The following is an 11,990-nucleotide window of genomic DNA, read 5'->3' as shown; positions in this document are numbered from 1 at the left end:
AGCCCATTTCATGGGTGACGCAGATCATGGTCATGCCGTCGCGCGCGAGGTCGGTCATCACGTCGAGCACCTCGGAGATCATCTCCGGATCCAGCGCCGAGGTGGGTTCGTCGAACAGCATGATCCTGGGCTCCATGCACAGCGACCGGGCGATCGCCACCCGCTGCTGCTGGCCGCCGGACAACTGGCGGGGGCGCTTGTCGGCCTGTTCGGGGATGCGCACCCGTTCGAGATAGCCCATGGCCAGGTCGCTTGCCTCGGCCCTGGTCATGCCGCGGGCGCGAACCGGGCCGAGGGTGAGGTTTTCCAGCACCGTCAGATGCGGGAACAGGTTGAACTGCTGGAACACCATGCCGACATTGGCGCGGATGGCGTCGAGGCTGGCGCGGCTGTCGTCGAGGGTCACGCCGTCCACGGCGATGGTCCCGGTTTCGTGTTTCTCCAGCCGGTTGATGCAGCGGATCAGCGTCGATTTCCCCGATCCCGAAGGGCCGCAGACCACCACGCGTTCGCCCAGTCCCACGTCGAGGGACACGTCGCGCAGCGCCTGGAAATCGCCGAACCGCTTGGATATCCCGGCGATCGAAATGATCGGCGGCGCCGTGTCGTCCTGCATGTGGCCTCCGTCCCTGATGATGCGCAGATGATCATCTTGTTGCGCGTCAAGCAATGACTTTAGTTTCTTGCAAATATCAAACACCCACGCGATGATGCGTTGAATGCAGGAACAGGGGTGGAACAGATGAAATTTCTCAAGACGATCGCGACCGGGCTTCTGGTGTTGGGGCTGGCCGCGCAGGCGCAGGCGCAGTCGGCGCTTCAGGACATTCTCAACTCCGGCGTGCTGAAGGTCGGGACCACGGGCGACTGGAACCCGATGACCATGAAGGACCCGGCCACCAACACCTACAAGGGCTACGACATCGACGTGATGACCGAACTGGCCAAGGATCTGGGCGTGAAGGTGGAATTCGTGCCCACGGACTGGAAAACCCTGGTGAGCGGCGTCACCTCGGGCAAGTATCACCTCACCGGGTCGGCCTCGATCTCGCCCTCGCGGGCCAAGGCGGCGGGGTATTCGACCAGCTATTTCTCGCTGGCGACGGTGCCGCTGATCCTGGTCAAGAACGCCGACCGGTTCAAGGACTGGGGCGATCTCGACAAGGCGGGCGTGACCGTGGCGGCGACGCTGGGCACCACCCAGGAAAAGCAGGTGAAGCAGTATTTCCCCAATGCCGAGCATCGCATCGTCGAGGCCCCGGCCCGGGATTTCCAGGAGGTCCTGGCCGGGCGCGCCGACGCGCATATCACCTCCAATGTCGAGGCCAACAAGCTGGTGGCCAAATATGCGCAGATGATGATCGTGCCGGTGTCGGCGCCGCGCTCGCCGACGCCCATCGCCATGCTGCTGCCCCAGGCCGATCAGGTGTGGATCAACTACGTGAACACCTGGATCGCGCTGAAGACCGAGCGCGGCTTCTTCGCCGAACTCGGCAAGAAGTGGCAGTTGCTGAATTGACCGCGACGGGGGGCGGCGCGCCGCCCCCCGAGCAGGGGGTGACGGTCCGCGCGATCCCGGTCGGCCTGCATTGCGCCAGGCGGCGCATCCTGCGGCGCCGCAAGCGGCTCGCCTGGCGCGAAATCATGCTGCCGGGGGCTGTTGCGGGTCGGCGCAATGCCGCCGAACCTGCCGAATGGGCGCCGCGCCTGCGCGACCGGCTCGGGCCCCGTCATGCGGCTTGATCTGGCGACATGGCCCGAGGTCGAGGCCTGTCTGGATCGCGGCGCGGGGGCGATCCTGCCCGCCGGCTCGATCGAGCAGCACGGCCCCATGGGGCTGATCGGCACCGACGCGTTCTGCGCCGAGGCGGTGGCGCTGGGCGCTGGCGAACGTCTGGGCGCCATGGTCGCCCCGACGCTGCGCTACGCGCCGGCGCCGTTCAACACGGCGTTTGCGGGCACGCTGTCGATCTCCGAGCCGCTGTTCGAGGCGCTGGCGCGCGAGGTGGTCGAGGGGCTGCTGGCGCAGGGGTTTCGCCGGGTCTACGTGATCAACGGCCACGGCGCCAATCTGGCCCCGCTGGCGCGGGTGGCGGCGGCGGTGGCGGACCGGCGTCCGGGCGGCGCGCTGCGGCTGCGCAGCTGGTGGGACTATCCGGCGGTGAACCGGCTGCGCGACGCATATTACGGCGACTGGGAGGGCATGCACGCCACGCCCTCGGAAATCGCCGTCACCCAGGCGACCCGGCGCATCGTGGCGCCGGGCGCGGCGCAGGATCCGCCGGCGCCGCTGCCGCCGGGCTACGCGCGGGCCCATGCCGGGGATCGTCACGGGCCGCCCGACGCGCATCGCGCCCGGTTTCCCGACGGGCGGGTCGGGTCGCATTCGGCGCTGGCGCGGCCCGAACACGGGCGCGCGCTGCTTGACGCCGCCATCGCGGCGGCGGCCGAGGATTGCGCCGCCTGGTTCGCCGGCTAGATCCCGGGGGCGGGGTCTGCCGGGGGCCTGCCGGGCGGGGGCGCTCAGCCGCGCCCGACGAAGGGCATCTTGGTGGCCATGATGGTGACGAACTGCATGTTGGTTTCCAGCGGCAGCTCGGCCATGCGCAGCACCATGTCGGCCACATGGGCCACGTCCATCAGCGGTTCGGGCTTCATTGATCCATCGGCCTGGGGCACGCCGCCGGCCATGGCCGCGGTCATCGCCGAGGCGGCGTTGCCGATGTCGATCTGGCCGCAGGCGATGTCGAAGGGCCGCCCGTCCAGCGACAGGGTCTTGGTCAGCCCGGTGATGGCGTGCTTGGTGGCGGTGTAGGGGGCCGAGCCGGGGCGCGGGACATGCGCCGAGATCGAACCGTTGTTGATGATCCGCCCGCCCTGGGGCGCTTGCGCGCGCATCGCCCGAAACGCCGCGCGGGCGCAGAGGAACGCACCGTCGAGATTGGCCCCCAGCACCTTGCGCCAGTCCTCGACGCTGATCTCGTCGATGGGCGCGCCCGGGGCGTTGGTCCCGGCGTTGTTGAACAGCGCGTCGATGCGCCCGAACCGGGCGATCGCCGCGTCAAACAGCGCGTCCACCGCCGCCGGGTCGGTGATGTCGGCGGGATGAACCAGCGCGCGGGCGTGGCCGTTAGCGGTGTCCTCCAGCGGGTCGCGCCGGCGCCCGGCCAGCGCCACGTTCCAGCCGGCTTTCAGGAATGTCTCCGCCGTCGCCTTGCCGATGCCGGTGCCGGCGCCGGTGATCACGATGGTTGCGCTCATGTCTCAGTCTCCCCAGATGCCGCGCGCGTCCCGCGCTTGCCGCGCACTCTGGCGCCTGCGCGGCGATCTCTCAAGACGCGGCGTGATCGGGGGGCTCGATCGCGGGGCCTGATCGGGGGGCGCCGTCAACGCGCGCCTTCACGGTTCGCCCGGCCACCTGGCTGAGCACCACCTCCACCGCCAGCGCCAGCGCGAAGAAGAAGACGATCCAGACCAGGATCATCGGCGAGGTCCCGGACAGGTAATAGGCGCCGAGCCCGACGGCGCCGCCATTGGCCCCGATGGCGAGCAGCAGCACCGGCAGCGAGGCGCCGGTTTCGCCCCGCAGCCGCAGATGCCCCACATGCACGCTCAGATGGATGAGCAGCATCGACAGGGCGCCGATGGAGGCGATCGCCGACAGGTCGAAGAACATCGCCATGGCGGCGATCAGGATCGAGGAGATCACCAGCCCCTCGCGGCTGTGGGCGATGGGTTCGGCGAAGGCGCGGGGCAGTTCGCCCATCTTCGCCAGCTGGTAGGTGACGTTGGTCACCGCGTAGAGCGCGGCGTTGATCGCCGAGGCGGTGGCCAGCAGCGCCGCCAGCGCCACCACCTGAAAGCCGCGTTCCCCGAACACCGGCTTGGCGGCCTCGGCCAGCGCCAGATCCTGCGCCGCGACGACCTCTGCGGGGGTCAGGTTGCCGAACACCACCACGGCGATGGCCACGTAGGTGAGCATCACCAGCAGGATCGCGGTCATGATGGCGCGGGGCAGGGTGCGGGCCGGGTCGCGCATGTCCTCGGCGGCGTTGGCGACGACGCGAAAGCCCTCATAGGCGAAGAAGGTCACCGCCACGCTGAAGAAGATCATCGAGGCCGGCGGGTAGGTCTGGGGGGACAGCCGTTCGGGCGTCACATAGGCCAGGCCGACCAGCGCAAAGCCCAGCAGCACCGCCATCTTGGCGGCGACCACCAGGTTTTCGATGGCGGTCATGGCGCGGGCGCCGTTGAGGTTGATCAGCATGAACGCGCACACGATCCCGGCGGAAAGCGCCGGTGTCGCCAGCGGCGCGGAGTCGAGCGAGAACAGCGCCGCGGCGTAGGATCCGAAGGTGCGCGCCACCAGCGCGGTGGAGACCAGCGCGCCGATATACATCATCACGCTCATGGCGCCGGAGAACCGCCCCGGCCCGTAGCCCTGCACCAGATATTCCACCAGCCCGCCCGCCGCCGGGTAGCGCGCCCCGAGCCGGCCCATGGAATAGCCGCTGAGCAGGGCGATGACGCCGCCGATGACGAACGAGATCCACACCGCGCTGCCGGCGATCGACCCCGCCTGCCCGAGCAGCGCGAAGATGCCGGCGCCGACCATGGCGCCGATGCCCATGGCCACGGCCGACCAGAATGTGACTTCGTCGCCGGAGCGATGCATGCGCGGTTCTTTCGGTCAGGGCGCCGGGGGCGCAGGGGTTGAAGGCGCAGGGGTTGAAGGCGCGGGGGTTGAAGGCGCAGGGGTCGGCGGCGTCGCGCGGCCGCGCCAGGCGTCGAATCGCCGGCGGCCGGATTCAAGCAGGTAATACAGCACCGGCGCCACCAGCAGGGTCAGGAAGGTGCCGACGATCATGCCGGCGATGGCGACGATGGCCAGCGGCGACAGGCGTTCCAGCCCCACCGCCCATTCCAGCGCCACCGGGGTCATGCCCACCGCCGCGGCGCTGGCGGTCATCAGGATCGGGCGGGTGCGCATCTCCACCGCCTGCAGCAGCGAATCGCGCAGGTTCTTGCCGCTGTCCTGCGCCCGGCGGGCGAAGTCGATCAGCAGGATGCCGTTGTTCACGGCGATGCCCATCAACAGGATCAACCCCATGAAGGCGGGCAGCGAATTGTGCTTGTCCGCCAGCATCAACCCCCAGGCGGCGCCGATCACCGCCAGCGGCAGGCTGGCGAACACCGCGATCGGGTCGAGAAACGAGCGGAAGGTGATGATCAGCATCAGGAACAGCAGCGCCAGCCCGATCCCCAGCGCCCGGATCATGCGGCCGAAGGATTCCAGCGACTGCTTGTATTCGCCCTCGTAGCTGAGCGCATAGCCGCGCGGCAGCGTCAGATCGGCCAGCGCCGCGACGACGTTGTCGTGCAGATGCACGAGGTCGATGTCGCCGCGATAGCCGAGCAGGTTGATCGTCGGAATCATCATCTGGTGGGTTTCGGAGGTGGGGGCGAAGATGATCTCCGGCGTCGCCATGGTCGACAGCGGCACGAAGCGCCCGCCGCCGACGCGGATCGGCAGGGCGGCGATGTCCTCGGTCGCGACGCGCTGGTCGGCGCGCAGGCGCACCTGCACCGGCACGGCGTTTTCGCCGGGCACCCGCAGGGCCCCGCCGGAGACGCCCTTCACCTGCGCCGCGACCTGGGCGGCGATCTCGCCGGCGGTGATGTCGTAGAGCCGCGCGCGCACCGCGTCGATATCGAGATTGAGCCGCGCGCCGCCGCCCTGCCAGCTGCGCTCGACCCCGGTCAGCCCGCGCACATGGCGCAGCCGCGCCAGCGCCGCGTCGCCGATGCGGTCAAGCGTCAGCGGGTCCGGGCCGGAGATCATCACGTCGACGGTGGCGCGGATCGATGACACCGGGGTGGCGCCGAATTCGAAGACATTGACATGGGTGAGCCCGGGGATGCGGTGCAGGCGGGCGCGCAGCGCCGCCTCGATGTCGTAGATGCTGCGATCGCGCCGGAAGCGGTTCACCAGGTTGACCGTGGTCGCGCCTTTCTGGAACACCTGATCGCCGCCGATGGATTTCACCCCCGGCTCGGCGCCGATGGCGGTGGCGGTGTTGAGGATCCAGTCGGCGGGGATTTCGGCGCGCAGCGCGGCTTCGATGCGCTCGGCGATCTCGGCCATGCGGGGGGCGTCGGTGTCGGGCTCGGCCTCGAAGCTGATCTTGAACACGCCGGTGTCCATCAGCGGCATCAGTTCGCGCCCGAGGGTCTGCATCTGGGGCAGCGACCCGGCGAACATCAGCGCGAAGAAGGCCAGCACCGTCAGCGGCCGGCGCAGCGCCGCGGCCAGCAGCCCCACATAGAAGCGTCTCACCGGCGAGATGACGAAGCGGTCGAACGGGCGCAGCAGCCAGCCCAGCGGGTCCCGACGCTTTTCGCCGCGCATCAGCCACGGGACCAGCAGCGGGATGATGGTCACCGACACCAGCAGCGACGCCGCCAGCGACACCGCCAGCGTCACCGTCAGCGGCCGCAGGATCTGTTGCGAGAACCCGCCCACGAACATGATCGGCAGCAGCACCGCGATGGTGGTGAGCGTGCCCGAGGCGTCGGCGCGCAGGATTTCCGACGTGCCGTTCACGGCGGCCCTGAACCCCGCCTCGCCGGTTTCGCGCATGCGCCGTTCGATGTTCTCGATCACCACGATGGCGTCGTCGGCAAGCAGCCCCACGGCGATGATGACCGCGGTCAGGGTCACCATGTCGAATTCGAAGCCGATCAGGCGCATGACCAGGAAGGTGATCAGATAGGTGAAGGGGATCGACAGCGCGGTGATGAAGGCGGCGCGGGTGTCGCCCAGAAACAGCAGGATCACCGCCAGGGTCATGAACAGCGCGTCGCGCAAGGCGCTCAGCATGTTGTCCACGGTCAGGTTGATCAGCCGTCCCTGGGTGTCCGCGATCCCGATGCTGAGCATGGGGAAATCGGCGCGCAGCCCCGGCAGCGCCGCGCTGACCGCGGCGATGGTGGCCTCGGCGGTGCCGCGTTCGCCGCGCAGGATCGCCAGGGCCACCGCCGCGCGCATGTTGCCGCGAAACAGCGAAATCGGGTCGGCGGCGCCCCAGCCCACCGCACCCAGATCGCGCACCCGCACATGGGCGCCGCCGGGCAGGGGGACCAGCGCCTCGCCCAGATCGTCGGGCAGCGCCGCCAGCCGCCGCGCGGTCAGCAGCAGCCGCATGCCGTCGCGCTGCACCAGCCCGGCCGGAAACGACAGGTTGGAACGGTTCAGCGCCGCGGCGACCTGTTCGACGCCCAGCCCGTAGGCCTCGAGCTTGTTGCGGTCGAGATCGACCGTCACCCGGCGCTGATCGCCGCCGAACACCTCCGCCTCGGCCACCGAATCGATGCGCAGCGCCGCGTCGCGCAGCGGGTTGGCGACGATGCGGCGGATCTGCCCGAGATCGAGGTCGTAGCCCTCGGCCGCGGTGACCGCGAGGGTGATCGCCGGGCGCGCCGCTTCGGTGATGCGGAACACCAGCGGCGCCCGGGCGCCCGCGGGCAGGGCGCCGGTGACGCGGGGCAGTTCGGCGATGACCCGGTTCGCGGCCTCCTCGATGGACACGCCGTAGTCGAATTCCACCCGCACCGCCGACACCTCGTCGCGCGAGGTCGACGTCACCCGCCAGGCGCCGTCGATCGCAGCCATGCGCACCTCCACGGGGTGGGTCGTCTCGCGCGCCACGTCATCCGCCGCGGCGCCGGGCCATTGGGTGACCACCGAGACCATGGGCCGGTTCACGTCCGGGAACAGGTTCAGGGGCATGGTGACGTAGCTGTAGATCCCGGCGAGGATCACCAGCAGGTAGAAGGTCAGGATCGCGTGACCCTGGGACAGCAGCTGTTTCATGACCCTAGCGCCCCGCCGCGGCGTCGGGCGCGGTCAGGTTGGGCGCGGCGGGGCTGGGCGCGTAGGCCGGCTGCACCGGGTCGCCGTCGTGCAGGCGCAGCAGCTGGGTTTCCTGGGCCACCGCCACCAGATCGTTCTCGGCGATGTCGCCGGCGACCGCGACGCCCTCACGCCCGCTGGCGATGATCTTCACCTGCAGCCGTTGCAGCCGCCCCGGCCCGTCATCCGCCGCCGGCACGATGCGAAACACCGTGGCGCCGGTCCCGTCGGGGGTCAGGATCAGCGCGCTGCGCGGCAGCACCAGCGCCCCGGGCCAGCGGTCGAGGATCACCCGCCCCGGCGCCCGCGCGCCGCTGGGCAGGCCGAAGGGGATGGCGTCGAGATCGGCTTCCGCGGTGCCCATGGACAGCGCGTCGAGCGACGGAAACACCCGGCTGATCTTCACGGTGACGGTCTGGGCGCCGTGGGCGACGACGATGTCGCCGCCCTCGCGCAGCCGTTCGGCCACCGCCTGGGGCACGGTGACGCGGATCTTGGCGCCCGTTGCGGCGGTGATGCGGTAGATCGCCCGCCCCGGGGTCGCCAGATCGCCCGGTTCCTGCAGCCGCGCGGCGATGATCCCGTCGCGCGGCGCCAGGATCGTGCCGTATCTGAGCCGGGTCTTCAGGGCCTCGATCTGGCCGCGCAGCTGGTTGACGCGCTGGGTGGCGGTGCGCAGCGCGGTGCGCACCCGGTCCACCCGTTCCTGCGTGGCGAAGCCGCGGGTCAGCAGGGTCTCCTGACGCTTGAATTCCTTTTCCTGCAGCGCCTGTTCGTCCTTGGCCGCCTGATGGCTGGCCTTGAGCGCGGCGATGTTGTCGTCGATTTCCTGGGTGTCGAGCTGCGCCAGCAGCCAGCCTTTCCTGATCGCCTGGCCCTCGCGCGGGCCCATCTGGGTGATGACGCCGGTGATCTGGGGGGTGATCGCGATCTCGGACCGGGAGCTGAGGGTGGCGAGCGCCGGGAATCCGTTGGTGAGGTCGCGCTTTTGCACCCGGGCGCTGCGCAGCGCCCAGGGAAACAGCGTCGGCGGCGCGGCGTTTTCAAGCGCCGCGACCCGTTTGGCGTGCAGCGTGACGCCGCCGAACGCCAGCCCGCCGAGGACCGCGAGCGACAGGATGACGGCGAGCGCCTGTTTCGCGCGATCTGAGGCCATGGCGTTGTTCTCCGGCGAATTCACGGGCGATTCGGGGTCGGTTTCGGGCGTGGGCATGGGCCCGCGATGGGGCTGCGGCCACGCTTCTAGCCGACCGGGGCGCCAGCATGCCATGTTCTGGATCAAGTGTCGCGCACAGGATGCGCGAACCGGTTTTCCGGGGCTGGGCGCGCCGAAGACCGGCGTCGCCGCGGCCTCAGCCGAACAGGAAATCCCCGGCGTCGAGGTCATCCGCGTCGATTCCGATCAGCTTGATGACGTCGCCGGAGTCGCCGTAGACCACCAGCGCATGCGCGCCCCGCTGGGTGATCTGGATCTGGCCGAAGCGCTGCGCGCCGCTGTCGACGACGATCCTGTCAAGGCCGTCCTGCCAGCCGCGCAGCGTGTCGCGCCCGTCGCCGGGACGGAAATGGAATTCATCCGCCCCGTCGCCGCCAACCAGCGTGTCGCCGCCGGCGCCGCCGAACAACGCGTCGCGCCCCGCGCCGCCTTTCAGCCGGTCGCCGCCGGCGCCGCCGTACAGCCTGTCGTCATCGGCGCCGCCGACCAGCAGGTCATGGCCCGCGCCGCCCTTCAGCCGGTCCTCGCCCGCGGCGCCGAACAGCTGGTCGCCCCCGGCGCCGCCGAACAGCAGGTCGTGGCCCTCGCCGCCGAACAGCGCGTCCTTCCCCTGGCCGCCATACAGCCGATCGCCGCCGATTTCGCCGAACAGGCGGTCGCGCCCGGCGCCGCCCCTGATCTCGTCTTTTCCCTGGCCGCCGAAAAGCCGGTCGTCGCCATCGCCCCCGAACAGGGTGTCCTTGCCGCGGCCGCCGCGCAGCAGGTCGTCGCCGTCATCGCCGAACAGCTGATCCCCGCCGGCGTCGCCGAACAGTTCGTCATCGGCGCCGGCGCCGCGGATCACGTCCCTGCCGCCCAACCCGTGCATGCGTTCCGCATCGCCCCCGCCCAGCAGGCGGTCGTCCAGATCGCCGCCGCGCAGATCGCGAAAGCCGTCCGCATTGGCGCGATATCCATACAGCGCCGCGCCTGCGGCGATGTCCCTGGGGGTCAGGCCCAGCCGTTCGGACATGACGGCGTGCATGACGGTGTTCGGGTCGCGATCATGTTCGAGTCCGATCGCGTGGCCGATTTCGTGCAGCGCCACGGCATACATGCTCGAACCGGCGATGAAGCCGTCGCCGCCGCGGCGGGCGTTCGAGCCCCAGCTTTCCTCCGCGTCAAAGCGGATGGCGGCGCGCGAGAGTTCGCCGGATTGAGACCTCCAGACCGCCTCGCCAAGCGTGTTTCCGGGGCCGTCGATGCGCTTCCAGCCGATCTGGATTTCGGCGTTGGCGTTGGCGTCCGACACCTCCCTGAACCGGATGTTCAGCACGGAATCCCAGGATTCAAAGGCCTGACGCACGAGCCGCATGTTCTCGGGTCGGGTGAAGCGAAAGTCGAGTTCGTTGAATGCATTGGAAAAACGGCTGAAATTCCACGTGATCACGCCTGTCCATTTCAGCATGTCATTCGCCGTCATCCGTGGTCGCGCCCCGATCCGGGCGATCGCCGATCATCGAGGCCGCAATGCGTGGCCCTGACAGGGCATATGCGCGCATTTTGCCAGGGGGCCAGAGTGGTGGAGCCTTGGCGCGTTGTAAATGGGCCTGCGCGAATTGCGAAACAGGCGCCGCCATGGCCCTGCGCGCCCGAGGTGGTTTGCGCCGCGCCGGAAGGTCTGGACATCGCGGACGCGGTGCTGTTCATCGGGAATGTCGGCAATCTGCTCCGCCCCGCCGGTTTCGACCTTGGCGACGCGCGCAAGGTGGTGTCCTGTCGATGACCGAGAGCGAGGACAAGCCGATCAGATATTCCGACATGGTCCACGCCGCCGACCTGACGCCGCCGACCGGGACCGACCCGCCGCCCTATCTGGATTTCGACGTGGAACGAGGCATGGATTGCGCGCGGCGGTTGAACCCGAAGACCAGGATTTCGCAGCCGCCGGCGATCGCCGGCGACGCCAGGCTGGCGGGGCGGGGCGAGGGCGACGGCGCGCTCGCCCCCGTCAGACCTCGCGGCGATCGGCGAAGCGGCGGAGGACGATCCGGGCTTCGTCGTCGGGAAGACCGGTTTCGGCGGCATGCGCGGCGTCGATGGACGGGCGGGCGGGCCATCGCCCCGCATTCGCCAGGCATCTGGTAGGGACCTCATGGAAAGCTTTCTGATTCTCGGGCTGCTGGTGGGCATGAGCCACGCCTTCGAGACCGACCACCTGGCGGCGATCGGGGCGCTGGCCTCTTCGGGGGGGGCCTCGCCGAAACGGCTGGCGCTGCTGGGGGCGAGCTGGGGCATGGGCCACGCCACCACGCTGCTGCTGATATCCCTGCCGGCGATCCTGTTCGGGGCGATCCTGACCGATCGCATCGCCGCCGGGCTTGAATTCGGCGTCGGGATCATGCTGATCGGGCTCGGCGCGCATGTGGTCTGGAAACTGCGCCGCGCGCGCATCCATTTCCACCTGCACGACCATGGCGACGGGCGGCGGCATTTCCACGCCCACAGCCATGCCGGGGCGCGGGCGCCGCATCGCGACAACCCCCATGACCACAGCCACAGCGCCCGGTTTTCGCCGCGCGCCTATCTGATCGGGCTGGCGCATGGCGCCGCCGGTTCGGCCGGGCTGGTGGCGCTGGCGGCGGCGGCGACCCAGAACGCGGTGACGGCGATCGCCTATGTGCTGGTGTTCGGGGTCGGGTCGATCCTGGGCATGGCGGCGCTGACTTTCGCCGCCAGTTGGCCGCTGGGCAAGGCCGAGACCGGCGCGGCGCGGCTGTTCGGGCTGCTTCAGGCGGGGGTGGCCTGCGTGGCGATCCTGGTCGGGGTCGCGGCCATGGTCGCCGCCTATCCGATCATTGCGGGGCTGGCGTGACTTGCGCA

10 protein-coding genes are annotated in these 11,990 nt (G+C 69.9%); 4 read left to right on the top strand and 6 right to left on the bottom strand.

Annotated features, from left to right (window positions below):
* On the bottom strand, window positions 1-616 hold a 616-nt coding region (locus AC1HC7_RS00965), incomplete at its 3' end, for an amino acid ABC transporter ATP-binding protein (RefSeq protein ID WP_479498177.1).
* Between the two features lie 126 nt (window positions 617-742).
* Here AC1HC7_RS00965 and AC1HC7_RS00960 point away from each other — a divergent pair.
* Both AC1HC7_RS00960 and AC1HC7_RS00955 read left to right on the top strand, forming a co-directional pair.
* A complete protein-coding gene (locus AC1HC7_RS00960) occupies window positions 743-1,519 on the top strand; it encodes a transporter substrate-binding domain-containing protein (protein ID WP_479498176.1) in 777 nt (258 codons plus the stop codon).
* A 213-nt stretch (window positions 1,520-1,732) separates the two neighbouring features.
* The gene (locus tag AC1HC7_RS00955) at window positions 1,733-2,479 is read left to right on the top strand and encodes a creatininase family protein (protein WP_479498175.1); all 747 of its coding nucleotides are present in this window, start codon (window positions 1,733-1,735) and stop codon (window positions 2,477-2,479) included.
* Between the two features lie 44 nt (window positions 2,480-2,523).
* Here the strand turns inward: AC1HC7_RS00955 and AC1HC7_RS00950 are convergent, their stop codons facing one another.
* The 5 genes from AC1HC7_RS00950 to AC1HC7_RS00930 form a co-directional block, all read right to left on the bottom strand.
* Window positions 2,524-3,261, bottom strand: coding sequence for an SDR family oxidoreductase (locus AC1HC7_RS00950; RefSeq protein WP_479498174.1), 738 nt, complete (start codon window positions 3,259-3,261; stop codon window positions 2,524-2,526).
* Between the two features lie 70 nt (window positions 3,262-3,331).
* On the bottom strand, window positions 3,332-4,675 hold the full coding sequence (locus AC1HC7_RS00945) for an APC family permease (RefSeq protein WP_479498173.1): 1,344 nt from the start codon (window positions 4,673-4,675) through the stop codon (window positions 3,332-3,334).
* A 15-nt stretch (window positions 4,676-4,690) separates the two neighbouring features.
* Window positions 4,691-7,873, bottom strand: coding sequence for an efflux RND transporter permease subunit (locus AC1HC7_RS00940; protein ID WP_479498562.1), 3,183 nt, complete (start codon window positions 7,871-7,873; stop codon window positions 4,691-4,693).
* A gap of 4 nt (window positions 7,874-7,877) precedes the next feature.
* A complete protein-coding gene (locus AC1HC7_RS00935) occupies window positions 7,878-9,068 on the bottom strand; it encodes an efflux RND transporter periplasmic adaptor subunit (RefSeq protein WP_479498171.1) in 1,191 nt (396 codons plus the stop codon).
* Window positions 9,069-9,264: 196 nt separating this feature from the next.
* Window positions 9,265-10,575 carry a matrixin family metalloprotease gene (locus AC1HC7_RS00930; RefSeq protein WP_479498170.1) on the bottom strand — a complete coding sequence of 437 codons (1,311 nt, stop codon included), beginning with the start codon at window positions 10,573-10,575 and terminating at the stop codon, window positions 9,265-9,267.
* 314 nt (window positions 10,576-10,889) lie between these two features.
* Between AC1HC7_RS00930 and AC1HC7_RS00925 the strand changes: the two genes are divergently transcribed.
* The gene (locus AC1HC7_RS00925) at window positions 10,890-11,255 is read left to right on the top strand and encodes a hypothetical protein (RefSeq protein WP_479498169.1); all 366 of its coding nucleotides are present in this window, start codon (window positions 10,890-10,892) and stop codon (window positions 11,253-11,255) included.
* A 7-nt stretch (window positions 11,256-11,262) separates the two neighbouring features.
* A complete protein-coding gene (locus tag AC1HC7_RS00920; RefSeq protein ID WP_479498168.1) occupies window positions 11,263-11,982 on the top strand; it encodes a hypothetical protein in 720 nt (239 codons plus the stop codon).
* Window positions 11,983-11,990 lie beyond the last annotated feature (8 nt).

It is taken from the genome of Oceanicella sp. (assembly GCF_056449545.1).
This window is presented reverse-complemented; position numbering and strand designations above follow the sequence as displayed.